Origin of the sequence: Rhizobium sp. WSM1274 (assembly GCF_025200775.1) — a bacterium.
In the GTDB taxonomy this organism is placed as follows: domain Bacteria; phylum Pseudomonadota; class Alphaproteobacteria; order Rhizobiales; family Rhizobiaceae; genus Rhizobium; species Rhizobium leguminosarum_I.
Window position 1 is genome coordinate 3,459,162 of sequence record NZ_CP104138.1, and the last position, 24,340, is coordinate 3,483,501.

The following is a 24,340-nucleotide window of genomic DNA, read 5'->3' on the forward strand; positions in this document are numbered from 1 at the left end:
AAGAAGGCGGGCCTTGCAGCCCGCCTTTTCATTGATCTCTGCTGCACCCGGAAAAGCCATCACTGGCTCGTCGAGACATCCCCGAGTGCGGTCCATTCCTTGATCGCGGTATTGAAGGCGTCCGTCCCCGTACCGCCCTTCTCCATCGTCAGCAGCGCGCGGCGGCCGTTGCGGTAGGTAATCGGAATATCGATCCAATTGCGGGTCGACATCAGGTCGAGATTGGCCTTGCGCGCATCGGGATAGTCGTTGAGCGCGATCATGTGGAAATCGTCGGTGATCTTGGCCGGAACCGCAATCAGCGCATCGCCGCGATCCTGTTCCGTGCGCTTCATCGAGATGCGCTGGACGCTTTCGATGCTGCCGCCTTCGAAATTCGGCGGCACCGAGAAGACGATCTCGACCAGATGGCTTGCCGGGAGCGACGGATCGGAATTGCGTTTGAAGGTGACGAGCGCCGAGAGATTGCGCTCGGGTACGGTAACGTTGCCCTGCACTGTCGCCTCCTGCCGGCCGTCCTGACCGGCCTCGTGCTGCACGCTCCAGACGACCGATCCCTCGATCGCCGTCGGCGAGCTCTGGCCGATGCGTTCCTCATAGAGAAACATCTTTTGCGACGAACCGACGGGCGCGGTCTGCTGCGGCGATGCCACCGGGCCGTTCGGCGTCCGCGTTTCGGCGGGTGCCGCATCGCCCTGCGCGCTGGCAGGCGGCGTATCTGCTGCCGCGACATTCTGTTCGGCGACCGATTTTCCTTCCGCGGTCGGTGTTCCCGGTACCGTTGCCGGTCCGCTGTCGACCTCGGTCCCGTCGGTCAGCAGCCGTTGGGTGAATTTCGAATTGGCCGCAGCGCCGTCATTGTTCATTGACGCTACCTGCGGGTTCGGGTTCGGGCTCGGCTGCGCCGGCGTCGCTGGGGTATTCTGCGCTCCTGGTGTGGTCGGCTGGGCTGGCGTCACCGCGCTTGGCTGGGCTGGCGTCACCGCGCCGGGCTGAGCAGGCGTCGCCGAGCGATCCGGCGGCGTTGCCGCCTCGTTCCTGGTCGCCTGCGACGGTGCCGAGCTGACGAGCCCGTCGACCATCGCCACCAGCGCCTCCCTGTTCGTCCAGCCGGCATAGCCGCCGCCACCGATCAGGATGAGTGCGAAGATGAGCGTGATCACGGTGCCGATGCCGAAGCGGCGGCGCTTCGGCTCGATACGAAAGCTCTTGCCCTGCAGCTTGGAGGCAACAATCTGATCAATATCCATTGCCGGATCGGCGTCATCGTCGTCAGCGGCGACCGATCCGCGGCGGTCGTAGCCGCGCAGCGCCTTCGCCTCTCGCCAGGCCTCGCTCGGCGCGCCGCCAGCAGGCGCCGGCTTGCCGTTGTGCACTTCCGCGAAGATATCGACATCGTCGAAATGCGAGGCGACCGGCGTCTTCTTATTGCTGCCTGCCTCGATCGGCGGCAGATCGTCGAACGCAGCCGTCTCCCAGGAAAAACTTTCCTTGGCGGCCGGCATGACGGCCGCGGGTGCCACTTTTTCGAGGCTCGATATCACCTCCTCGAAAGCGCGCGCCGAGGCATCGGCCGTAATCGGTGCCGGCGCCGTCTCCGAATATTGCCTGAGTTCCTCTTCCGCCCATTCGGTCTCCGCATCCTTGGGCGCCGGGGCCGGCGTTTCGGCAACGGGTTCGGTCCAGACGGGGTCGAAATGCGCCGCCGCGGCGCCCTGCAACGGCTCCTCGCGGCTGTGCTCGACAAATTCCTGCGGACGATCGAAATCGGCGACCGGCTCCACCAGCCGGTTGGATGCATGGTCTATGCCGCGGGTGATCGGCTGCAACGGCTCAACGGGCTCGTAAGCCTCCTCGGCCTCCGGTCCCCCGCTTTCCGCCGCCGCCGGTTCGGCCGCGATCTCTTCGGCTTCCACGGGATGATGCTCATCACCACGGTCTTCGTCGGCTTGCTCGCTGCGATGTTCGGCAGGCGCCTCCCAGCCGTCATATCCGGCGGGCACATCTTCGTCAGCGACGTCGCGCGCCTCACTGGCATGCCATTCCTCGGCCGGCGCTTCCTCCTCATGCGAGGGGTGCCAGTATGTCTCGGCGGCACCGGATGTCTCCGGCAAAATCGCTGTCTCGGCGGCAACAGGGATTTCGGCGGGAACAGCTTCTTCCGCGGAAAGCGGCTCCTCGGCAGCGACCTCTTCGTCAGCTTCCTCTGGCGCGGCGGCTTCCACGTGATCCGGCTCGTCGGCGGCCTCGGCCGCCTGCGGTTCCGCATAGGCTTCGTAGACCGGTTCCTCGACAGCCGTCTCCGGCGTCGACGCCGGTTCGCTTTCGTCGTGAACCGCTTGTTCTTCGAAGGATTCCGGCGCGGTGACGTCCGCAAGCGGCGCATCGAGCGGCAAAGCCTCGGAATGTTCGCCTTCCACTTCGCGGATGGCGGCCTCGAGCTTTTCGAGCTGGCGTTGCAGCATGGCTTCCGGCGGACGCGGCTTCATGTTCTCGAGCTGCCGCTGCACTGCGCCGCGGGCACGTTCGTAGACTTTCACCCGCATCTCAGGGGTATTTTCAGCCAGGCCGTCGACGGCCCGCCGAATGACTGCAATAAAATCCGCCATTAGTACTTTCTCAAGAAGTCCGGCACTCTACCGAACCATCCTCCACAGTGACCCGTGAGCTTAATCCTCAAACGGATCGGTCACAAGTATGGTGTCATCCCGCTCCGGGCTGGTGGACAGGAGCGCGACAGGCGCCCCGATCAGCTCTTCGACCTGGCGAACATATTTGATCGCCTGTGCCGGCAGATCCGCCCAACTGCGGGCGCCGACGGTCGATTCCTTCCATCCCTCCAGCGTGACGTAGATCGGTTCGACCCTAGCTTGCGCTCCCTGGCTTGCCGGAAGATGATCAATCTGTTCGCCGTCGAGCGTATAGCCGACGCAGATCTTCAATTCCTCGAGACCGTCGAGCACGTCGAGCTTGGTGAGCGCGATGCCCGTGATGCCGTTGGTGGCAACCGACTGGCGCACCAGTGCGGCGTCGAACCAGCCGCAGCGCCGCTTACGCCCCGTCACAGTACCGAACTCATGCCCCTTCTCGCCCAGGAACTGGCCAATTTCGTCGGTGAGCTCGGTCGGGAACGGGCCTTCGCCGACGCGCGTCGTATAGGCCTTGGTGATGCCGAGGATATAACCGAGCGAGCCGGGTCCCATGCCGGAACCGGCTGCCGCCTGGCCGGCCACCGTGTTCGAGGATGTGACGAAGGGATAGGTGCCGTGATCGATGTCGAGCAGGCTGCCCTGCGCGCCTTCGAAGAGGATGCGGGCACCCTTGCGGCGCTCCTTGTCGAGGAAAAGCCAGACCGTATCACGGAAAGGCAGTACCCGGTCGGCGATCGAGGTCAGTTCATCCATGATCGCCTGGTGGCTGACCTCGGCGACACCGAGGCCGCGGCGAAGTGCGTTGTGATGCGTCAGAATACGGTCGACCTTGCCGGAAAGGCTTTCGAGATCGGCAAGATCCATGACGCGGATGGCGCGGCGGCCGACCTTGTCTTCATAGGCCGGGCCGATGCCGCGGCGCGTCGTGCCGATTTTGGTGCCGCTGTTCGACGCCGCATCCTCGCGCATCGCGTCGAGCTCGCGGTGCAGCGAAAGAATGAGCGTCGCATTGTCTGCAATGCGCAGATTGTCAGGCGTAACCGTCACGCCCTGCGCCTCCAGCCGGCCGATCTCGGCGATCAGCGCATGCGGATCGACGACGACACCGTTGCCGATCACGGCCATCTTGCCCGGGCGCACGACGCCGGACGGCAAGAGCGAGAGCTTATAGCTGGTGCCGTCGATGACGAGCGTATGGCCGGCATTGTGTCCGCCCTGATAGCGCACGACAATATCCGCACGCTCCGAAAGCCAGTCGACAATCTTGCCCTTGCCTTCGTCACCCCATTGCGAACCGACCACGACTACGTTCGTCATCCAACTCTTCCTGTTACCGGCGCGGAACCGCGCACCTGCTCAAACCCGCGCATCTATAAAGCTTTGTTTTTTGGAAAGCGACCCTGTTGTCACAGCAGATTGGGCTTTTTACGTGACAAATCAGCAGCCGACAGGCTATTTCCCGTCACAAAACGCCGCACGGCGATCGCGGAAAGACGGGAAGAACGCTCTTGCAAGCCACGGCCTATATCTGCCTCGTTATCGCCACCCTCTGCTGGGGTGGTAACTCCGTCGCCGGCAAACTCGCGCTCGGGCATATCAGCCCGATGATGCTGACCTTCCTGCGCTGGTTCCTCGCTGTGGCGGTGATCGCCGTGATTTCAGTACCGCAACTGCGCAAGGACTGGCCGGTGGTCAGGAAGAACCTTCCGCTGCTCCTCTTCTACGGCGTCATCGGCTACACCCTTTTCAACGCCATGCTTTACTCGGCCGTGCAATATACGACTGCGATCAACGTCGCCATCGAGCAGGCCGGCATCCCGATGCTGATCTTCCTGCTGAATTTCATGTTCTTCCGTACCGGCATTTCGCTGGCGCAATGTCTCGGCTTCGGCATGACGCTAATCGGCGTCGCTTTGACCGCCGCACATGGTGACCTCTCAACGCTGCTGCAACTAGGCCTCAACCGCGGCGACGGGCTGATGCTGATCGCCATTGCCGCCTATTCGGTCTACACGATCTTCCTGCGCTGGAAGCCGCCGCTGGACTGGCGCACGCTGATGGCGGTCCCAGCGCTCGGCGCCATGCTCACCTCGCTGCCGCTGCTCCTTTGGGAGGCCGGCCGTGGCGCGGCGCAGTGGCCGGACCAGGCCGGCTGGGTCATCACTCTCTACACGGCGATCTTCCCGTCACTAGTGGCGCAGATCCTTTATATCAAGGGCGTGGTGGCAATCGGTGCCAACCGGGCCGGCCTGTTCATCAATCTCGTGCCGGTGTTCGGAACGCTGCTCTCCGTCGCGCTGATCGGCGAGCAGCTGCAGTCGTTCCATGTGATCGCGCTGGTGCTGACCTTAGGCGGCATCGCGATCGCCGAAAAGGGCCGGCCGAAAGCTTCGGCACAAACCGTGCCCGCCTCACCCGTGGACTAGAGCCTAACCGAGTTCCAGCGTCGTCACGCCGAAGACGTGCTTCAGCGGGATAGCCGGCGCCGGCCCGCGATACATGCGTGTCGTCTCGAACACCGGTTGAAGACCGAGCCCTTCGGCAAGCGCGACTGCCTCGTGGTTCGCCGTGGGAATATCGATGAAGACCGCGGCCCCCTTCGCCTCGGGGATCAATTCGGCAAGCAGCGCGGCAGCGCTATCGGCATCGTTGGCAAAGAGTGGGCCGATCTTGTAGCCATCGTAGCAGCGGCGGATGGTGCCGTAACCGCGGATCTTGTGGCTCTTGCGCACCACCGCCGAACGACGGCCCTTGCGGGCGGTGCACCAGGCAGCGAGAAAGGCATCCCGCGGCTGCGGAAAGATCGCCGAATCATATCGCTGCAGGCCTTCGAGGCGTGAATCCAGCACCGGCTGCGCGACAAGCGTCGAGACAGGCAAGGTGTTGGCGACCCCGCCGTAGCGAATTGTGGAGTAGGCCGGTTCGAAGCCGGCCTTGCGGTAGTTGTCCTGCTGTGCGGCGACGCCGTCGAGACCGATCGTGCGGTCTCCCGCGCTGGCAATGCCCGCCTGCCAGATCGCCTTGCCGTAGCCTTTGCCGCGGAAATCGGGATGGACGATGTAGAGGCCCAGGAAGGCGAAACTCTCGCCATATTTGACGACCGAGATCGACCCGACGGGGACTTCGCCGATAGCGCCGACGAAAAATCCTGACGGATCGGCATCGAGGAATGCAAGCGAATCGTCGAGGCCCGGGTTCCAACCCTCCTGACGCGCCCATTCGAGCACGAGTTCCAGTTCGCCGGGCCGCATCGAACGAACGGCAAATTCCGAATTCATGCGACTTTCCTAGATTGAATGTCCCGCAAGTCCATCCCGGCAATGGCAAAGCAATTGTCAGGTCCCAGCTCCCCGATTGCACCTGCGAATGATGGAGAGCCGCGCTCATGGACTTGACGACGCGTATAATCATTTTTCGATGCAATGCAGAAAGCTTCGTTTCCGCATTACCATGAAACAATGCCGTTGCAAGCTCAAGAAAATTACTTGCGCGCCAATTATCTTCCTGCCGATGCAGATAAACACGCCGCGCCGAAAAGACACTGCTGCCAAAGGCGAGGAAAGCATTTCGACCGAAATCAGTTCCGCGACGCGGCAAAGGCGCTGTTGAAACCGACGGCGACAATGGCCAGCGGACGGATCACCGGCCGTTCAGCCGCCCATCGCGGCCTTCTGCTTTTCGATCCCGCTCGTCATCGATGAGAAAAGACGGTCTGTCTCGGCCGCCGGTGCGGGATGACCGAAGGCATAACCCTGCAGGCCGTCGCAGCCGAGCTGCGCCAGCACGACGGCATGCGCCGCGGTCTCGATGCCCTCGGCGATCACCTCGACATCGAGTGCCTTGGCGATTTCCACGATCGAACCCACGACGCGCCGCTGCTCGGCAGAGCTGACAACTTCGGTGACGAGCTGCCGGTCGATCTTCAGCCGCTTCGGCCGCAGCTTGACGAGACCGATGAGCGAGGCATGGCCCGATCCGAAGTCGTCGATCTCGATATCGATGCCCATCTGTTTGATATCGCCGATCTGATCGAGCAGATTTTGGTCGCTGTCGTCGAGGAAAATCGTCTCGACCAGTTCGAAGACGATCGCACCGGGCGGAATGGCGAGTCTCCTCAGCTTGCCCAGCAGCGTCGGATCGGCAAGGCGCGACGCCGAGATATTGACGGCGATGCGCGGTACCGCAAGGCCGCGCAACAGCCAGAACAGCCGGTCTTCGAGAACGCTTTTCAGGATCGCCGCGTCGATCTCCGCCGCAAGTCCGAGCTCATCGGCGATCTTCAGGAATATCCCCGGGGCAAGCACGCCCTTCTCGGGATGTTTCCAGCGCGCCAGCGCCTCGAAGCCGATGACTTCCCGCGTCCGGGCGTCGAGCTGCAGCTGATAATAGGGAACGATCTCGCCGCGTTCCAGTCCAAGCTTCAGCTCTTCGGCGAGGCGGCGCTTGGAGCGCAGATCCTCCTGCAGTTGCCGCGTGAAGAATTCGACGCGGTTCCGCCCGAGCTTCTTGGCCTGGTAGAGCGCCAGATCGGATTCGGCAAGCAGGTTGCGCGCCCGCCGATCGCCGCTCCAGGAAACGCCGATCGAGGCGCCGGATTGCAGCATCTCTTGCCCGAAGCGGATCTTCTTCCGCAGCCGGCGCTGGAGATCCTCGGTGATCAGCTTCAGCTCGGTGAGATCGGTGAAATTGACCAGCACGATGACGAACTCATCGCCGCCAACGCGGGCAACCGTGCCATTTACAGGAATGGCAGCGGTGATGCGAAGGGCTGCCGCCCTGAGAACAACATCGCCCGCGGCATGACCGTGGCTGTCGTTGATCTGCTTGAATTGGTCGAGGTCGAGATGCAGGACCGCAAGCGCGGTGATGCTCTTGTCGGCCGGCAGTTCCGCCAGCCGCTTGTCGAGAAGGCGCCGGTTCGGCAGGCCGGTGAGATAGTCGTGATCGGCGACATGCTCGATGCGCGCATTGCTTTCCTCGAGCGCCAGCGCCCTCGCCTCGGCCACCACCTTCTGCCGCGCCAGTTCCCCGTTGAGCAGTACGTCGGCCGTCACATCCCATTCGGCGCCGATGAAGGATGGCAGACCTTCCGCATCGACATAGAAATGCGCGCGCGAACGCAAATGGCGGATTTCGCCGCTGGGCAATACGATCCGGAATTGTGAGTCATAGGCGCCGCGCGTCGCGATCGCCTGCTCGAAGTCGCGTTCGGCCCGCTCGAGATCATCTGGATGGATGGCATTCGACCAAAGCGATGCCGGCACCAACCGGCAGGTCTCGCCGGTCTCGTAGAGACGATGCATCTGCGCATCCCACAAGATCCCGCCCTGCTCGATGCTATGCTCCCAGACACCGATCCGGGATGCATCGAGAGCGAGTTCGAGCCGACGCAGAAGATCCTGAAACTCGTGTTCGGATCGAGTGGCTTTGTTCTCTGGCAACGCGGTCCCAGCCTTGGAAGCTTGCATAACGGCAATATGGTCTCAAGCCGGCATTAATGAAGCCTTGTCTTGACCACCGAACTAATGACTAGGTGAACTGTTCGTTACGACTTTCCCATTTCGGATCAAAGGACTTGCACTGCGGCAGCTTCAAGATCAGTGGTTGTGCCGCGGCGGTTTTTTTGCGATCTGGCGGAATTCCGTCGCTCCCTCCAGCACCGCGCCGTCCGACAATTGCGTAACCGAGCGGCGATAGATCTGCTGCCATGGCGTCGCATCCGCCGGCACCGGCGGGATGCCATCGCCCTTGCGCCGTTCGATCTCGGTGTCATCGACCAGCATGTCGCAGCGCCCATGGTTGAAGTCGATGCGGATGATATCGCCGGTACGAAGCCAGGCGAGGCCGCCGCCGGCGGCGCTTTCCGGCGAGGCGTTGAGGATCGAGGGACTGTCCGCCGTGCCCGATTGGCGGCCATCGCCGATCGTCGGCAGGCTGCGGATGCCGCGCTTCAGGAGATGATCCGGAGGCTGCATGTTGACGACCTCAGCCGAACCCGGCCAGCCGAGCGGCCCGGCGCCCCGGATGACGAGGATGGTATTTTCGTCGATGCCGAGTTGGGGATCGTTGATGCGCTTGTGATAGTCCTCCGAACCGTCGAAGACCACCGCCCTTCCCTCGAAAACGCCTTCGCGCCCTGCTTCGTCAAGGTAGCGCCGGCGGAAATCCTCCGAGACCACACTCATCTTCATGATCGCAAAATCGAAGAGATTGCCTTTGAGAACCAGGAAGCCCGCCCGCTCCTTCAGCGGCTCGGCGAACGGCGTGATGACCTCGCGGTCGCGTGCTTCCTTGCCTTCCAGGTTCTCGGCCATCCTCCTGCCCGTCACCGTGCGACAGTTGCCGTCGAGCTTTCCGGCCTGCAGCAGTTCCCACATGATCGCCGGCGTGCCGCCGGCGCGATGGAAGCGCTCGCCGAGATAGGCGCCCGCCGGCTGAACGTTGGCCAGTAGCGGGATGTCGAAACCATGCACCTGCCAGTCGTCGGGATGGAGTTCGACGCCGGCGTGCTTCGCCATCGCAGCCAGATGCGGCTGCGCGTTGGTCGAGCCGCCGATCGCAGAATTGGTACGGATGGCATTCAGGAAAGCCTCGCGCGTCAGGATATCCGACGGCTTCAGATCCTCGAACACGATCTCGACAGCACGCCGTCCGGTGCGGTAGGCCATCTGGCCGCGCTCGCGGTAAGCGGCGGGAATGGCGCCACAGCCGGTCAGTGAAAGGCCGAGCGCCTCGGCCAGCGCATTCATCGTCGAAGCGGTGCCCATCGTATTGCAGTGGCCGACGGAAGGCGCAGAATCGAGTGCCGCTTGAAGAAACTCTTCCCGATCGATCTCGCCTGCCGCATATTTCCGCCGCATCCGCCAGATCACCGTCCCGGAGCCCGCCAGTTCCCCCTCGTGCCAACCGTCGAGCATCGGCCCTCCGGAGAGCACGATCGCCGGAATATCGACCGTCGAAGCGGCCATGATCGCCGAAGGCGTGGTCTTGTCGCAGCCGGTGGTCAGCACGACACCGTCGAGCGGATAACCATAGAGGATTTCGACGAGGCCGAGATAGGCGAGATTGCGGTCGAGTGCGGCCGTCGGACGCTTGCAATTCTCGAAGATCGGATGCGTCGGAAACTCGATCGGAACACCGCCGGCATCGCGGATGCCGTCGCGCACCCGCTTGGCAAGCTCGACATGCACCCTATTGCAGGGTGTGAGATCGCTGCCGCTCTGGGCAATCCCGATAATCGGCTTGCCGGAGCGCAGCTCTTCCGGCGTGATGCCGTAATTCATGAAGCGCTCGAGATAGAGCGCTGCCATGTCGATATGATCGGGATTGTCAAACCAGTCCTGCGAACGCAGGCGCCGCTTCAGCGAATGGCTGTTCGTCACTGTTTTTCTCCCGGCCTGGCATTCTTCTCTTCAAGATGGAGGAGCAAGCCACTGTGATCCTTTTCGCCATTGCCATTGGCGACGAATTCGCTGAATTCGGCATGCACCGCCGCCGTCAGCGGCAGCGTCAGCGACAGGGTCTTGGCTGCCTCCATGGCGGCGTTCAGGTCCTTCAACTGGTTGCTAGACGAACCGCCTGGGGTAAATTGCCGTTCGACCATGCGCTTGCCGTGGAGTTCGAGGATACGGCTCTCGGCAAAGCCGCCGCGAATGGCATCTCGGAAGGCGGCCGGCGAGCCGCCGCCAGCTTCGATCAGCATCATCGCTTCGGCGACGGCGCCGATCGTCACCGCAACGATCTGCTGGTTGGCGAGCTTGGCGAGCTGGCCCGCACCGCTCGGGCCGACGCGGGTCACCCGCCCCATCGGCGCAAAGATATCCGCAAGCCGGTCGATGACGTCCTCGTTGCCACCCGCCATGATGGCAAGCGTACCGGCTTCAGCCCCGACGACGCCGCCGGATACCGGCGCATCGACGTGATCGACGCCGCGGTCGGCAAGCCTCGCCGAATGGTCACGGGCGAAATGCGGGGCAATCGAACTCATGTCGATGACGGTAGCACCAGGCGTCATCGCATCGGCCACGCCGCGGTCGAACAACACGTCCTTCACCGCCTCGGCGTTGGTCAGCATGGTGATGACGACATCGGCGCCTGAAACGGCATCCGCCGATGTTTTCGCGCAGACCGCACCGTCTCCCGCAAGCGCCTCGGCCTTGCCGGGATCGCGATTCCAGACGGTGACGGCAAAGCCCGCGCCAAGCAGCCGGCGAGCCATCGGCGCCCCCATCAGGCCGGTGCCGAGAAAGGCGATCCGCCTGCGGTCATGAGATTTCCCCGAACCTGTCATTCAGTCCTCCCAACTATTGTCCGTCTTTGATAGTCCGCTCGCCCACCGTTGCAAACCGTTTTGACGGACGTAACGCATTTTTGTGGTGTGTCCTTAGACGCGGATGGTGTGTCCGGGAACCGCGCGCACTTGTCGGCTTCATGCCCTGAAAACGATACGGGCGAGAACCGAAGTTCCCGCCCGATTTACCCGACAAAGGAAGGTTGAATTCCGTTTATTCCGCCGCGAGCCGGATGACCTCCGCCTCTTCTTCCTTGTGTTCGTCCGGCTTGTGCTGGACGAGCGGACGGTTGCCCGTCAACCGCCGCAGCAGCACGTAGAAGACAGGCGTCATGAAGATGCCGAAGAAGGTCACGCCGATCATGCCCGAGAAGACCGCGACACCCATGGCCGCGCGCATTTCCGAACCGGCGCCAGTGGAGACGACCAGCGGCACGACGCCCATGATAAAGGCGAGCGAGGTCATGAGGATCGGGCGAAGGCGAAGGCGGCTGGCCTCGATCGCAGCCTCCCGCGGTGTCCTTCCCTCGAACTCCAGTTCGCGGGCGAATTCCACGATAAGGATGGCGTTCTTCGCGGATAGGCCGACAAGCACCACCAGACCGATCTGAGTGAAGATGTTATTGTCTCCACCGGTGAGCCAGACGCCGGTCAGTGCGGCCAGCACGCCCATCGGCACGATCATGATGATGGCAAGCGGCAGCGTCAGGCTCTCATACTGGGCAGCCAACACCAGGAAGACGAGCAGTAGAGCCAGCGGGAAGACGACGACACTGGAGTTACCGGCCAGGATCTGCTGATAGGTCAGATCCGTCCATTCGAAGTCGATACCCGCAGGCAGGGTCTCGTGAAGGATCTTCTCGATTGCCGCTTGCGCCTGACCCGACGAGAAGCCCGGTGCCGGGCCGCCGTTGATATCGGCGGCAAGGAAGCCGTTGTATCGGTTCGCGCGTTCCGGACCGGTGCTCGGTTCCACCTTCAAGAGGGCCGAAAGGGGGATCATTTCACCCGATGCCGACCGGACCTTCAACTGGCCGATATCTTCCGGCTGGGCGCGGAATTTCGCATCGGCTTGCACACGGACGCTGTAGGTGCGGCCGAAGGCGTTGAAGTCGTTCACGTAGAGCGAGCCGAGATAGATCTGCAGCGTCTGGAAGACGTCGGTGACGGAAACTCCGAGCTGCTCGGCCTTGGCACGGTCGAGATCGGCGTAAAGCTGCGGCACGTTGATCTGGAAGCTGGAAAACAGCCCGGCGAGCTCAGGCGTCTGATAGGCCTTTGCAAGCACGGCCTTGGTCGCCTCGTCGAGCGCCTGGTTGCCGAGGCCCGCACGATCCTCGATCTGCAGTTTGAAACCGCCTGTCGTGCCGAGACCATTGACCGGCGGTGGCGGGAACATGGCGATGAAGGCATCCTGGATGACGCCGAACTTCTGGTTCAGCGCCATGGCGATTGCGCCGCCTGAGAGATCGGGCGTCTTGCGCTCCTCGAAGTCCTTCAGCGTCACAAAGACGATGCCGGCATTCGAGGAGTTGGTGAAGCCGTTGATCGACAGGCCTGGGAAGGCGATCGCATTGGCAACGCCCGGCTGCGCCAGCGCGATGTCGGTCATGCGCTTGATGACATCCTCCGTGCGGTCGAGGCTTGCCGCATCCGGCAACTGGGCGAAGCCGATCAGATACTGCTTGTCCTGCGACGGCACGAAGCCGCCCGGAACCGTGCTGAACAGACTGTAGGTCGCACCCACCAGCGCCAGATAGATCACCATGACGATGCTCTTGCGCGACAACAGCCCGCCCACGCCCTTGCCGTAGGCATTCGAGCCCGCGCCGAAGACACGGTTGAAGCCGCGGAAGAACCAACCGAAGATGGCGTCCATGAACCGCGTCAGCCAGTCCTTCGGCTGATCATGGCCCTTCAGGAGAAGGGCTGCCAGCGCCGGAGACAGGGTCAGCGAGTTGAAGGCCGAGATGACGGTCGAGATTGCGATCGTCAGCGCGAACTGGCGATAAAACTGACCCGACAGGCCGGAGATAAAAGCGAGCGGCACGAAGACCGCGACGAGCACCAGCGCGATCGCGACGATCGGACCGGAGACTTCCTTCATCGCCTTGTAGGTTGCAGCCCGCGGCGACAAGCCTTGTTCGATATTGCGCTCGACGTTTTCGACAACGACGATCGCGTCGTCGACGACGATACCGATCGCAAGCACCAAGCCGAACAGACTGAGCGCGTTGATCGAGAAGCCGAAGACGTACATGACCGCGAAGGTACCGATAATCGATACCGGTACCGCGATCAGCGGGATGATCGAGGCACGCCACGTCTGCAGGAACAGGATGACGACGAGGACGACGAGAGCAATGGCTTCGAGCAGCGTGTCGATGACCTTCTCGATCGAGGCGCGCACGAATTTCGTCGTATCGTAGACGATCTCGTATTTGACGCCGGCAGGCATGGCGAGCTGCAACTGATCCATGGTCGCGTTGACATTGTCCGCGATTTCGATCGCGTTCGAACCCGGCGCCTGCAGAACAGCAACGGCGACGGCCGGCTTGCCGTCGAGGAGCGAACGCAGCGTATAGTCCGCAGCACCGAGTTCGATGCGGGCGACATCGCGAAGGCGGGTGATCTCGCCATTGGCGCCCGTCTTGACGATGATGTTGCCGAATTCCTCGGGCGTGCGCAGGCGGCCCTGGGCATTGACGTTGAGCTGCAGGTCCACACCGGGCTGGCTTGGCGCTGCGCCGATGATACCGGCGGCGGCCTGGATGTTCTGGGAGCTGATCGCGCTGCTGATATCGCTGGCGGCGAGATTGTGCTCGGCGGCCTTCTGAGGGTCGATCCAAACACGCATGGAATAGTCGCCGGCACCGAAGACCTGCACCTGACCGACGCCTGCGATGCGGGCGAGCCGATCCTTGATATTCAGGGTCGCGTAGTTGCGAAGATAGGTGATGTCGTGATCGCCCCCGTCAGAGACGAGGTTGACGACCATGATGAAGTTGGGCGAGCTCTTGACTGTCGTGATGCCGAGCGAACGGACTTCCGCCGGCAGGCGCGGTTCGGCCTGCGAAACGCGGTTCTGCACGAGCTGCTGCGCCTTGTCGGGGTCGGTGCCGAGCTTGAACGTGACGGTGACGTTGAGCACGCCGTCCGATGTCGCCTGGCTGGCCATGTAGAGCATGCCTTCGACGCCGTTGATCTGCTCTTCGAGCGGCGTTGCCACCGTTTCGGCGATGACGGACGGGTTGGCGCCGGGATAGGTGGCGCGCACGACGATCGACGGCGGCACGACCTCCGGATATTCGGAAATCGGTAGCGCGCGCAGGCCGATCAGGCCGGCAACCAGGATGAGGACCGAAAGAACACCGGCAAAGACCGGGCGGTCGACAAAGAATCTGGAGATGTTCATATCAAAGCCCTCTCCGGGGTGAACATGGATGCAAAGTCCCTCTCCGGCGGTTTGGCAGCCCGCCGGCGGGTCATATCATTTCGCGTATCGGCCTTCCCCCGGGGGAGAGGAAGGCGAAGTCCTATTGCACGGTCGCGACCTTCTCTTCCATCTGTGGTGCGACGACTGCACCAGGACGGATGCGCTGCAGACCGTTGACGACGATCTTCTCACCGACTTTCAGGCCGCTTTCGACAACCCGCTGGCCGTCAGCCAGCGTGCCGAGCTGGACCTGTCGATAGGCGACCTTGTTCTCGCCATCGACGACAAAGACGAACTTCTTGTCCTGGTCCGTACCGACGGCACGGTCGCTGATGACGATCTTGTTCTCGGCCTTCGGCTGGCCCATGCGCACCCGCACGAACTGGCCGGGGATGAGACGCCCGCCCGGATTGTCGAAGACGGCGCGTACGCCGATCGTGCCGCTTGATGCATCGACCTCGTTGTCGATCAACTGCAGCTTGCCCTTGATCGGCGTGCCGCTGTCGGTCAGCGTGCCGACCTCGACCGGGATCTGCTCGACGGCAGGCACGGCGCTATCCGTCTGCGGAAGTTGGGCGAGCGCCCGCGTTACCATCTCTTCGCTGGCGTTGAAGCTCGCATAGATCGGATCGACGGAAACGAGTGTCGTCAGCGCCGGCGAGGCCGACCCGGCCGCGACGAGGTTACCGGCGGTCACCTCGATCTTGCCGATGCGGCCGGAAACCGGAGCCCGCACCTGCGTGTAGTCGAGATCGAGCTGAGCCGACTGCAGTGCAGCCTGCGCCGAACGCAGCCCAGCCTGAGCCTCGGCCAGCGCGCTCTGGCGCTGATCGAGATCGCTTTGGGAGATGGTGCGGTTGTCGGAAAGCCTGCGGCCGCGGTCGAGTTCAGTCTGCGCCAGGCTGACCTTGGCTTCGGCCGAAGCGACCTGGCCTTGCGCCTGCGCCACGCTCGCCTGGTAGGGGGCTGGGTCGATGGTGAAGAGCAGGTCGCCCTGCTTGACCAGCGCCCCTTCACGGAAGGCCACCGACAGGATGGCACCGGCAACACGGGAACGCACCTGCACACGGTCGACGGCTTCCAGACGGCCGGAGAAATTCTCCCAGGCCGTCACATCGTGCGCCGCAACGACGGCCACCGTCACCGGCACAGCGGGAGCCTGTGCAGGGGCGGAAGCGGCCGTGGCGGTCGTGCTCATCGGCAATTCGAAAAACAGTGCGGCGCCGGAAACGGACGCAACAAGGCCTATGCCGGCGCCCACCAGGGCCCAGCGCTTCTTTCTGGACGTCATCGGTACTCTCCTTACGGCTCAAGGCCGCCGAAATATCAGGTCTTCTTCAATGCAATTGCGGTTGAACGCTTACGTCCCGAAGGAAGCTTCCGAAATGGCGGCTGACGTTTTCCTGCCAGTCGGGCACTCCCTCGGATTTCCCACCATAAATCGAGGGCCAGCCCGTCCCGGCGGGAAGGACATGCTGGCGCACACCGACACCGGCCTGTTTCAGGCGGGCACCGTAACCAATCGTTTCATCGTGCAGAGGATCGTCCTCCGCGGTGAATATCAGCGCCGGCGCGACCCCCGAAATACGAGAACAGAGGCAAGGCGCCGCGTAAGGGTGGCAACCGCCGCCGCTCAGATAGTGGCTCCAGCCCTCCGTCCAGCGCTGGCGCATGCCGATGGCTTCTGCCTTGCGGATCGAGGACGTGCCCATGAAGGGATCAAGCAGCGGCGAAATCAGGATCTGGCCGTCGAGCGCGTCCGGCATCTGGTCGCGCGCCTTCAGCGCCACACCGGCAGCGACATTGCCGCCTGCTTCTTCGCCAGCGACGAAGAGCAACGACTTCCGATCGCCGAGACCGGCGCGTTTGTTGGCGAGATAGGTAAAAACGGAGAAGGAGACTTCCAGCGCTTGCGGGAATATGTTGCCGGAAAGACTGCTGTAATCGGCAGCGACGACGATAGCGCCGGCCTTGGCGAGGCTCATCGCCACCGGCCGGTCGATGTTCTTGTCGCTGTCCAGAAACGCGCCGCCATGCAGGTAAAGCACGATCGGCGGACCCTTGCCGTAATCGGCGCCCTGGTAGATGCGCGCGGAAACGGGGCCGATGGCCACCTTATCCAGCATCATATCTTTCCATTCCACCGTCATGCTTCCGGTCTCTTTTCCGTCGGCCACAAGCAGACATCGCCTGCAGCTTGCATTTTGTATAAAAAAGATATTGTTATTCCAACGGAGGAATAAGAAGCTATATCGCGATAACTCTGTTCCAGATCTCGAACAATGGTGCAACGCAAACTGCGGATTTGAAACCGATGGATCAGCTCTCGGCAATGCGCGTCTTCATTCGGGTCGTGGAGACGGGCAATTTCACCCGCGCCGCCGACATGCTCGCCATGCCCAAGGCGACAGTGACCAATCTCATCCAGGGCCTGGAAGCGCATCTGCGCACCAAGCTTTTGAATCGTACCACGCGCCGGGTCATGGTGACCACGGACGGCGCGCTTTATTACGAACGCGCCGCCCAGATCATTTCCGAGCTGGAAGAACTGGATGGCAGCCTCTCCAATTCCCAGAGCCTGCCGAGCGGGCGGCTGCGTGTCGAGATGGCCGGCGCTTTTGCCGATTGGATCGTCGTTCCGGCACTTTGCGATTTCTATCAGCGTTATCCCGATATCCGTATCGATCTCGGTGTCGGCGACCGGACGGTCGATTATCTTGCGGAAAATGTCGATTGCGCGCTGCGGGCCGGCACGCCGGCCGACCAGTCGCTGATTGCCCGGCGCGTTTCCGAAGTCGAGATGATCACCTGCGCTTCACCGGGCTACGTCCAGAAATTCGGCATGCCCGAGCGGCCGGAGGATCTGGAGGCGGATCACTACACCGTTAATTATTTCCGCGCACAGAATAACCGGACCCTGCCTTTCGAATTCCGCCGACACAACGAGGTGATCGAGACCAGTCCGCGTTACATCGCCTCGGTCAACGATAGCCGCACCTATCTGACGGCTGCGCTGACGGGTCTCGGCATCGCGCAGGTGCCGATCTTCATGGCGCGCGAGCCGATGGCAAGGGGCGAGCTCGTCCGCGTGCTGCCCGATTGGCGTCGCGATCCGCTACCGCTCTACGTCGTTTATCCGCCGAACCGCCACCTCAGCAACAAGGTGCGCGTCTTCGTCGACTGGCTGGTGAAGCTTCTGGTCGAGGCGAGACTGAACGACGTCTGAGCGCCAGGACAAATACGGCCCGGAAGGCAGGGGAACCTTCGACGGGCCGCAATGTACAACTTTGAACATCAAGCCTGTCGCACCGTAACAAGGACGCGGCAGGCTCTGGAGGTTCGGAAGAGAGCGGCAGGGAATTCCACTTTCTCGCGATAAAACAGATATACGCACTCCCCGCAGGATTATAAGGAAAAATTCCGCAATCGCGTTCACATAATTGCGATGACGGGTCGGCGCCGATATTCCCGCACGCGGTGGCCGACCGGGTGTCAATTCCCGATGGCTGGCTTCAGCAAGTCCTCAAGGCCGATGAGCGGCGGCCGGACGCCGCCGGTTTCGTCAGATCACGCCGCCATTGGCGCGTAGCGTCTGGCCGTTGACCCAGCCGCCGTCCGGGCCGGCAAGAAAGGCAACCGCAGCGGCGATGTCTTCCGGTGTGCCGAGACGTTCCATCGGGTTCATTTTCGCCATGCGGGCGATGAGTTCGTCCGACTTGCCGTTGAGGAAAAGGTCGGTGGCCACAGGGCCAGGCGCGATCGCATTGACCGTGATGTTTCTGCCGCGCATCTCCTTGGCCATAATCGCCGTCAGCGTTTCCACGGCAGCCTTGGTAGCGGCGTAGACGCCGTAGGTTTCGAGCTTCAGGCCGACGACGGATGTCGAAAAGTTGATGACCCGGCCACCGTCACGCAGACGCTTGGCGGCTTCCCTGAGCGTATTGAAGGTGCCCTTCAGATTGACGTTGATCTGGCGATCGAAATTAACGTCGTCGGCCTCGGCAAGAGAAGACAGCATCATGATCCCGGCATTGTTGACGAGCACGTCGACGCCGCCGAAGGCGGTTTCCGCGGCTTCGAACATGTGGCGGACGGCTTCGGCATCGCTGACATCGGCTTTCGCCGTCAGTGCCTTGCCGCCGGCCTGCTCGATCTCCTGGACCAATTCCTCGGCCGGAGCGGCATTGCCGGAATAGTTGATGACGACGGTGAAACCGTTCCTGGCGAGGCGTCGGGCGACTGCCGCGCCGATGCCGCGGGAGGCGCCAGTCACCAGTGCGACCTTGTTTTCGTTGCTGGCCATTTTCGTTCTCCTTCAGGGATGCGCCGCAGCGCGTTTTCGATGAGGAGAAGATGCCGCTTTTGTCTGCGCGGATAATCAGGCATTATCCGGCATCACTATCCGGGAATAACGAACAAACAAGATGGACAGATTCGATGCCATGCGGGTCTTCTCCCGCGTTGTGGAACGCCGCAGCTTTACTCTTGCGGCCGAAGATACCGGCCTGCCGCGCTCGACCGTCACCGATGCGGTGAAACAGCTCGAAGCCCGTCTCGGCGTGCGCCTGCTCCGGCGTACGACGCGTCATGTCAGCCCGACGCTCGATGGCCAAGCCTATTACCAGCGCTGCCTGTCGATCCTCGCCGATATCGAGGAAGCCGAAGGCGCCTTTGCCGGCGCCAAACCGAAGGGCATGCTGCGCGTCGACGTGCACGGCACGCTTGCCCGCCATTTCGTGCTGCCGACCCTGCCGTCCTTCCTGGAGACCTATCCTGGGATCGAATTCTACATGAGCGAGGGCGACCGACTAGTCGACCTGGTGCGCGAGGGCATCGACTGCGTGCTGCGCGTCGGCACGCCTCAGGACAGCGACATGATCGCGCAGCGCGTCGCCATGCTTGATGAGGTGACCCTCGCCTCCCCCGCCTATATCGCCCGTCACGGCCAGCCGCAGCATCCGGACCAGCTTGCCGGCCATCGCATGGTCGGCTTCCGCTCCAGCGGCACCGGCAGTCTGCTGCCGCTCGAATTCATCGTCGACGGCGCAGTAGCCCACATCGGCATCCCGGCGACCGTCGCCGTCAATGCCGCCGAAAGCTATATTTCAGCGGCCAGGCTGGGCCTCGGCATGATCCAGATCCCGCGCTATCACGCTGAAAAGGATCTGGCCGAAGGCACGCTGGTCCAAGTGCTGCCGGATTTTCCGCCGACGCAAACACCGGTGTCCCTGCTCTATCCCCGTAACCGCCAGCTTTCGCCGCGCGTGCGCGTCTTCATCGACTGGCTGGTGAAGGTCTTCGCTCGACAAAATTCTGAAAACGCGCTTCACTAAAATGCGCTTTGCTAATATGAGCACCCTCGGAGAACGGCAATGGCACTCAACGATATCACCGTCTACCAAACGGAGGACGGCTTCGTTGTCGAATTCGGAGGCGAAGGCGAAGACAGAATTGCCGTGACGCTGCGCAGCAGGCCTGAACTGATGCCGGAAAGCGCCGTCTTGCGGGCCAAGGCCTTACTTGCCGCAGCAATCGAACCTGCCCATGGCGCCGGCTGGCGCAGCAAGGACCCCGCTTTGCTCGAGGAAGAGCTGGAGGAGGGTCTGGAGGATACCTTCCCGGCGAGCGACCCGGTCTCGGTCACATCCTCCTCGATCCCGATGCGCGATCCGAATGCCGGCCGCTGATCCCTGTCGCGCAAACGTATGAAACGGTTTTGGGATGACGCCAAGCGCGCTGAATGTTATTTGCATCTGATATGACCGATGGTGGAACGATATCAGGCGCGATCGGCGTCGGCGCACTTGCCGGCGAAAGCCTCAGAAAATTTTTCGAGCGCGATGCGATCACCGTCTCTCGCGACCTGCTCGGTTGCCATCTGACCGTGGATGGCGTCGGCGGGCGCATCACCGAGACCGAAGCCTATTTCCCCGATGACGAGGCCTCGCACAGCTTCCGCGGCCCGACCAAGCGCAACGGCGCCATGTACGGCAAGCCGGGCAACGTCTATATCTACCGCATCTACGGCATGTACTGGTGCCTGAATTTCGTCTGCCATCCGGGCTCGGCTGCCCTCATCCGCGCCCTGGAGCCGGAAACGGGAATCCCTGTGATGATGGAGCGGCGCGGCACCGACATGCTGACGGCGCTCTGCAGCGGTCCCGGCAAGCTCTGCCAGGCGCTCGGCATCGATATCGCGATCAATGACAGGCTGCTCGACCGCCCGCCGTATGCGATCGCACAATCGGCCCCAGTGCCGATCGTCTCGGGAAAACGCATCGGCATCACGAAAAACGCCGAAGCACCATGGCGCTTCGGCATTCAGGGATCGCGTTATCTCAGCAAGCCGTTCCGCTAATCACTACTCCATCACCGCGCTGTGGTCGGCGGCAGGTGCTGCCTTCGGCTTGCGCAGCAGCAGAACCAGCGGAATGACCGCAAGCGACATCAGCATCAGCAGCTTGAAATCGTCCATATAGGCGATGATCGTCGATTGCAGCGTGATGATTTCGTTGAGCGAAGCGCGGCCGGCAGCCGTCAGCGGGCTTAGCCCTTGTGCCGCGACTGCGTTGAAGGCGTGATTGAACGGCGTCACATAGGCTGCGATCGATTCGTGATTGCTCTGTGTGTTTTCGACGATCAGCGCCGAGACGATCGAGATGCCGACCGACGAGCCGATGTTTCGCGACAGGTTATAGAGGCCGGTGCCGTCGCCGCGCATATGGGCGGGCAGCGTGGCAAAGGCGATCGTCGTCAGCGGCACGAACAGGAAGCCGAGGCCGGCGCCCTGGATGAAACCGACGGAGACGATCGTCCATTGTGAGACATCGGGCGTCCAGCCGGTCATGTCGTACATCGCCCAGGCGGTAAGACCGAGACCGAGCACCAGCAGCAAGCGCGTGTCGACCTTGCCGATCAGCCGTCCGACGATGAACATGCAGAGCATGGTGCCAAGCCCGCGCGGCCCCATCACGATGCCGGCGGTGATCACGGGATAGCCCATCAGCGTTTGCAGATAGGGCGTCATCAGCGCCAGCGAGGCGAGATAGGTGATGCCGATCACGAAGATGAAGATCATGCTGATCGAGAAATTCTGGTCGAGAAACAGCTTCGGGTTCACGAAGGATTTCTCTGCCGTCAGCGTGTGCACGATCAGCAGATAGAAGGCGGCAGCGCAGATCAGCGCCTCGATGACGATCTCGCCCGAGGAGAACCAGTCGAGCTGCTCGCCGCGGTCGAGAAAGAGCTGCAGCGCGGCAATGCCGAGGCTCATCATCCCGAAGCCGAACCAGTCCAGCTTGGCAAGCAGATCCCTCTTGGTCTCGGTGACGAAGACGACGATGCCCATGAAGGCCAGCGCCCCGATCGGCACGTTGATATAAAACACCCAGCGCCAGCTGATATTGTCGGTCAACCAGCCGCCGATGACGGGCCCAAGCACCGGCCCGACCATGACCGAGACGCCGAAAAGGGCCATGGCCGACCCGCGCTCCTCGACGGTATAGATATCGAGGAGGATGCCTTGGGAAAGTGGCACCAGCGATGCGCCGAACAGGCCCTGCATCAGGCGGAAGGCGACGATCTGGTTCAGTGATTGCGCCAGGCCGCAGAGAACGGAAGCAACCACGAAACCGACGATGGCGACGAGCAGCACGCGTTTGCGACCGAACTTGGCGGCAAGGAAGCCCGACGGCGGCGTCATGATTGCCGCCGCGACGATATAGGAGGTCAGGACCCAGTTGATCTGGTCGGCGGAGGCCGACACGCTGCCTTGGATATAGGGCAGCGCCACGTTGGCGATCGTCGTGTCCAGCGCCTGCATGATGACGGCGAGAATGACGCAGGCCGTGATCGCACCGCGATTGGCAATCGGCGTCGCCGGAGAAGCGGAATCGTTACTCATGATCCTTGCCCTGAGGCCGACCCAGAAGCTTGTTGACGAAATCAGGCAGGCCGCGGGCATGGCCGGTCTCGACATCGACCACCGTGCTCATGCCGACGCGCAGCGGCGGCTTGCTTTCGGTGTCCTCGATGCTGACGCGCATCGGAATGCGCTGGACGACCTTGACCCAATTGCCCGTGGTATTCTGCGCCGGCAGCAGCGAGAAGCTGGAGCCGGAGGCCGGGCTGATGCTCACGACCTTGCCCTTCCATGTCACGCCGGGATAGGTGTCGATATAGATCTCAGCCGTCTGGCCGGGCTTGACGTAGGTGAGTTCGGTTTCCTTCGGGCTGGCGGCGATCCACAGGTGGTCGGTGGCAACAAGCGAGAAGGCCTGCTGCGAAGCCTGCAGATAGGAGCCCACCTGCAGCGCGTTGACATTGGTGACGATGCCATCGAACGGCGCCTTGACGACGCTGTGGTCGAGTTCGCGCTGGGCATTGTCGACATTCGACTTGGCCTGCAGGTAGAGCGGGTTCTCCTCGAGCGGCTGATCGGCAGAGCCGCCGAGCTGAGCAAGCGTGGTCGCGGCTTCCGCCTTGGCGACGGTCACCTTCTGCTCAGCGGCTTCGAGATTGTGCTTGGCCTCGTCATAGGCCGAGCGGGTCGCGCCGCCGCTGGTCACCAGGTTTTGCTGACGGTCGAATTCCTCCTGGTAATAGGGAATGTCGGCCTCGGCCTGGGTAATTTCGGCCAGCGACTGCTGATAGCTTGCCTTGAGGTTCATGATCTGGTTGCGCTGGACACCGAGCTGGGCTTCGGCGCCGGCAAGCGCGATCTTGAAGGAATCGGGCCTCAGGCTGAAGAGCACCTGCCCCGCCTTGACGGCCTCGTTCTCATGCACGTTGATCTGGTCGACGATACCCGAGACATCGGTGGTAAGCCCGACCATATCGGCCTGGATATAGGCGTTGTCGGTCGACATCACCTGGCCGCCATTGACGTAATAATAACCACCGACGACGAGCGCCACCGGCAGCAGGGCAAACAGGATCGGCCGCGTGAGACTGCGCCGGCGGCGGACCTTGTTGCCGCCAGGCGCAGCCACGGCGGCAGCCGGCGCTGAATTGGATGAAGGCGCTTCGGCTACTGTTTCCTGCTGTTTCGCTTGGTTGTCTTCGACAGGAGTCTTGGTCTTGGCATTGGCGTCGGCAACGACGCGGAGGGGGGATTGGTCAGCCATCGTTCGTCTCATTCTCGTCAACCGGGCTCCGGCATGCCTGAACCAGGTTCGTCTTCATTACCGATAGGATGTGGAAAAGCTGCTCGCGCTGCTCGGCCGAAACGCCCTGCAACGCTTCTGTGCGGGTGGTGTCGCCGAGCTCGCGCATTTCGGCGAGCAGTGGGTGCGCCTCGTCGCGCATGTAGAGCAGCCAGATGCGCCGGTCGGTCGGGTGCTGGCGGCGCTCAATCAGCCCGCGTTCGGCGAGCTTGTCGAGAATGCGCACCAGCGTGATCGGCTCGACTTCGAGGATTTCGGCAAGGCCGCCTTGGTGAATGCCTTCGTTATTCGAGAGATAGGCAAGCGTCTGCCATTGCGACCGGGTCAGCCCAAGGCACTTTGCGCGCTGCTCGAACCGCTTGCGCAGCAGCCGTGCGACATCGTGGAGAAGGAAACCGAGGGTCGGAGTGGCGTTCATGAAAACCTGTGACCGTTATTTATAAGCATACTTATAATATAGGTATATATATTGAGCATGCGCGCCGCACAAGGGCATGAACGGCAGATTTAACGGCAGCGGCGAAAATGCCGCAGCCCAGCTCTGCCCTAATTCTGCGGTAGGTACAGCCTCCGAAGGAGGCGCGCCGCGCCGCGCCGACGAGATCGACGATGATGTCATTCACATGCTGGAACAGGAGTTCGACGGGACCGAACTCGCCGCCGCCACCCCGGCAGAGACGAGATCGTCGAGAGCTGATGCCGTCCGTGACGTTTTGATGGATTCCGGAATCGTTACGAATTGGCATTTGCAATTTTTCGCCGCTGCCGTTTATAGTCCAATTCCATAGGGTTACGATTT

The 24,340-nt window shown here is 62.3% G+C and carries 19 protein-coding genes; 6 read left to right on the forward strand and 13 right to left on the reverse strand.

What is annotated here, in order from left to right; translation table 11 throughout:
* Positions 1–59: 59 nt before the first annotated feature.
* Both N2600_RS17395 and N2600_RS17400 read right to left on the reverse strand, forming a co-directional pair.
* Positions 60–2,609, reverse strand: a complete 2,550-nt coding sequence (locus N2600_RS17395) for a hypothetical protein (RefSeq protein WP_260296906.1) — start codon at positions 2,607–2,609, stop codon at positions 60–62.
* Positions 2,610–2,669: 60 nt separating this feature from the next.
* Entirely contained in the window at positions 2,670–3,968 is a 1,299-nt protein-coding gene (locus N2600_RS17400; protein WP_162117942.1) for an adenylosuccinate synthase, read from the reverse strand.
* Positions 3,969–4,159: 191 nt separating this feature from the next.
* Here N2600_RS17400 and N2600_RS17405 point away from each other — a divergent pair, with 191 nt between their 5' ends.
* Positions 4,160–5,077 (forward strand): DMT family transporter, encoded by a 918-nt coding sequence (locus tag N2600_RS17405; protein ID WP_017965856.1) that lies wholly within the window; start codon positions 4,160–4,162, stop codon positions 5,075–5,077.
* Between the two features lie 3 nt (positions 5,078–5,080).
* On the opposite strand, the gene N2600_RS17410 is transcribed toward N2600_RS17405, so the two are convergent.
* The 7 genes from N2600_RS17410 to N2600_RS17440 form a co-directional block, all read right to left on the reverse strand.
* Positions 5,081–5,929, reverse strand: a complete 849-nt coding sequence (locus N2600_RS17410; RefSeq protein ID WP_260109287.1) for a GNAT family N-acetyltransferase — start codon at positions 5,927–5,929, stop codon at positions 5,081–5,083.
* 372 nt (positions 5,930–6,301) lie between these two features.
* On the reverse strand, positions 6,302–8,119 hold the full coding sequence (locus N2600_RS17415; protein ID WP_260296907.1) for a putative bifunctional diguanylate cyclase/phosphodiesterase: 1,818 nt from the start codon (positions 8,117–8,119) through the stop codon (positions 6,302–6,304).
* Positions 8,120–8,248: 129 nt separating this feature from the next.
* Entirely contained in the window at positions 8,249–10,033 is a 1,785-nt protein-coding gene (locus N2600_RS17420; protein ID WP_260296908.1) for an IlvD/Edd family dehydratase, read from the reverse strand.
* The gene (locus N2600_RS17425) at positions 10,030–10,941 is read right to left on the reverse strand and encodes an NAD(P)-dependent oxidoreductase (RefSeq protein ID WP_260296909.1); all 912 of its coding nucleotides are present in this window, start codon (positions 10,939–10,941) and stop codon (positions 10,030–10,032) included. Before N2600_RS17425 ends, N2600_RS17420 begins: the two co-directional genes overlap by 4 nt.
* Before the next feature lie 214 nt (positions 10,942–11,155).
* Positions 11,156–14,356 (reverse strand): efflux RND transporter permease subunit, encoded by a 3,201-nt coding sequence (locus tag N2600_RS17430; RefSeq protein ID WP_260296910.1) that lies wholly within the window; start codon positions 14,354–14,356, stop codon positions 11,156–11,158.
* A gap of 121 nt (positions 14,357–14,477) precedes the next feature.
* On the reverse strand, positions 14,478–15,668 hold the full coding sequence (locus N2600_RS17435; protein ID WP_260109292.1) for an efflux RND transporter periplasmic adaptor subunit: 1,191 nt from the start codon (positions 15,666–15,668) through the stop codon (positions 14,478–14,480).
* A gap of 46 nt (positions 15,669–15,714) precedes the next feature.
* Entirely contained in the window at positions 15,715–16,527 is an 813-nt protein-coding gene (locus N2600_RS17440; RefSeq protein WP_260109293.1) for an alpha/beta hydrolase, read from the reverse strand.
* 164 nt (positions 16,528–16,691) lie between these two features.
* On the opposite strand from N2600_RS17440, the gene N2600_RS17445 reads away from it, so the two are divergent.
* On the forward strand, positions 16,692–17,603 hold the full coding sequence (locus N2600_RS17445) for a LysR family transcriptional regulator (protein ID WP_017965865.1): 912 nt from the start codon (positions 16,692–16,694) through the stop codon (positions 17,601–17,603).
* A gap of 336 nt (positions 17,604–17,939) precedes the next feature.
* On the opposite strand, the gene N2600_RS17450 is transcribed toward N2600_RS17445, so the two are convergent.
* Entirely contained in the window at positions 17,940–18,680 is a 741-nt protein-coding gene (locus N2600_RS17450; protein WP_260296911.1) for an SDR family oxidoreductase, read from the reverse strand.
* Positions 18,681–18,801: 121 nt separating this feature from the next.
* Between N2600_RS17450 and N2600_RS17455 the strand changes: the two genes are divergently transcribed.
* Genes N2600_RS17455 through N2600_RS17465 form a run of 3 tightly spaced genes read left to right on the forward strand, consistent with a single transcriptional unit; the run spans position 18,802 to position 20,735 of the window.
* Entirely contained in the window at positions 18,802–19,710 is a 909-nt protein-coding gene (locus N2600_RS17455) for a LysR family transcriptional regulator (protein WP_260296912.1), read from the forward strand.
* A 39-nt stretch (positions 19,711–19,749) separates the two neighbouring features.
* On the forward strand, positions 19,750–20,064 hold the full coding sequence (locus N2600_RS17460; protein WP_260296913.1) for a hypothetical protein: 315 nt from the start codon (positions 19,750–19,752) through the stop codon (positions 20,062–20,064).
* A 53-nt stretch (positions 20,065–20,117) separates the two neighbouring features.
* Positions 20,118–20,735: a DNA-3-methyladenine glycosylase gene (locus N2600_RS17465; protein WP_407766636.1), complete on the forward strand. Its 618-nt coding sequence runs from the start codon at positions 20,118–20,120 to the stop codon at positions 20,733–20,735.
* A gap of 3 nt (positions 20,736–20,738) precedes the next feature.
* On the opposite strand, the gene N2600_RS17470 is transcribed toward N2600_RS17465, so the two are convergent.
* The 3 genes from N2600_RS17470 to N2600_RS17480 are packed head-to-tail and all read right to left on the reverse strand — an operon-like array spanning position 20,739 to position 23,959.
* Positions 20,739–22,280, reverse strand: a complete 1,542-nt coding sequence (locus tag N2600_RS17470; RefSeq protein WP_260296914.1) for a DHA2 family efflux MFS transporter permease subunit — start codon at positions 22,278–22,280, stop codon at positions 20,739–20,741.
* Entirely contained in the window at positions 22,273–23,502 is a 1,230-nt protein-coding gene (locus N2600_RS17475) for an HlyD family secretion protein (RefSeq protein WP_260296915.1), read from the reverse strand. Before N2600_RS17475 ends, N2600_RS17470 begins: the two co-directional genes overlap by 8 nt.
* Positions 23,495–23,959 (reverse strand): MarR family winged helix-turn-helix transcriptional regulator, encoded by a 465-nt coding sequence (locus tag N2600_RS17480; protein ID WP_260296916.1) that lies wholly within the window; start codon positions 23,957–23,959, stop codon positions 23,495–23,497. The genes N2600_RS17475 and N2600_RS17480 overlap by 8 nt, the downstream gene beginning before the upstream one ends.
* Positions 23,960–24,035: 76 nt before the next feature.
* Here N2600_RS17480 and N2600_RS17485 point away from each other — a divergent pair, with 76 nt between their 5' ends.
* Positions 24,036–24,329 carry a hypothetical protein gene (locus N2600_RS17485; RefSeq protein WP_260296917.1) on the forward strand — a complete coding sequence of 98 codons (294 nt, stop codon included), beginning with the start codon at positions 24,036–24,038 and terminating at the stop codon, positions 24,327–24,329.
* The last annotated feature ends 11 nt before the right edge of the window (positions 24,330–24,340 follow it).

Coding starts and splice junctions, on each gene's coding strand:
- N2600_RS17395 (WP_260296906.1), bottom strand. CDS start 2,609: ATGGCGGATTTTATTGCAGTCATTCGGCGGGCCGTCGACGGCCTGGCT.
- N2600_RS17400 (WP_162117942.1), bottom strand. CDS start 3,968: ATGACGAACGTAGTCGTGGTCGGTTCGCAATGGGGTGACGAAGGCAAG.
- N2600_RS17410 (WP_260109287.1), bottom strand. CDS start 5,929: ATGAATTCGGAATTTGCCGTTCGTTCGATGCGGCCCGGCGAACTGGAA.
- N2600_RS17415 (WP_260296907.1), bottom strand. CDS start 8,119: ATGCAAGCTTCCAAGGCTGGGACCGCGTTGCCAGAGAACAAAGCCACT.
- N2600_RS17425 (WP_260296909.1), bottom strand. CDS start 10,941: ATGACAGGTTCGGGGAAATCTCATGACCGCAGGCGGATCGCCTTTCTC.
- N2600_RS17430 (WP_260296910.1), bottom strand. CDS start 14,356: ATGAACATCTCCAGATTCTTTGTCGACCGCCCGGTCTTTGCCGGTGTT.
- N2600_RS17435 (WP_260109292.1), bottom strand. CDS start 15,668: ATGACGTCCAGAAAGAAGCGCTGGGCCCTGGTGGGCGCCGGCATAGGC.
- N2600_RS17440 (WP_260109293.1), bottom strand. CDS start 16,527: ATGACGGTGGAATGGAAAGATATGATGCTGGATAAGGTGGCCATCGGC.
- N2600_RS17445 (WP_017965865.1), top strand. CDS start 16,692: ATGGATCAGCTCTCGGCAATGCGCGTCTTCATTCGGGTCGTGGAGACG.
- N2600_RS17450 (WP_260296911.1), bottom strand. CDS start 18,680: ATGGCCAGCAACGAAAACAAGGTCGCACTGGTGACTGGCGCCTCCCGC.
- N2600_RS17455 (WP_260296912.1), top strand. CDS start 18,802: ATGGACAGATTCGATGCCATGCGGGTCTTCTCCCGCGTTGTGGAACGC.
- N2600_RS17460 (WP_260296913.1), top strand. CDS start 19,750: ATGGCACTCAACGATATCACCGTCTACCAAACGGAGGACGGCTTCGTT.
- N2600_RS17465 (WP_407766636.1), top strand. CDS start 20,118: ATGTTATTTGCATCTGATATGACCGATGGTGGAACGATATCAGGCGCG.
- N2600_RS17470 (WP_260296914.1), bottom strand. CDS start 22,280: ATGAGTAACGATTCCGCTTCTCCGGCGACGCCGATTGCCAATCGCGGT.
- N2600_RS17475 (WP_260296915.1), bottom strand. CDS start 23,502: ATGGCTGACCAATCCCCCCTCCGCGTCGTTGCCGACGCCAATGCCAAG.
- N2600_RS17480 (WP_260296916.1), bottom strand. CDS start 23,959: ATGAACGCCACTCCGACCCTCGGTTTCCTTCTCCACGATGTCGCACGG.
- N2600_RS17485 (WP_260296917.1), top strand. CDS start 24,036: ATGAACGGCAGATTTAACGGCAGCGGCGAAAATGCCGCAGCCCAGCTC.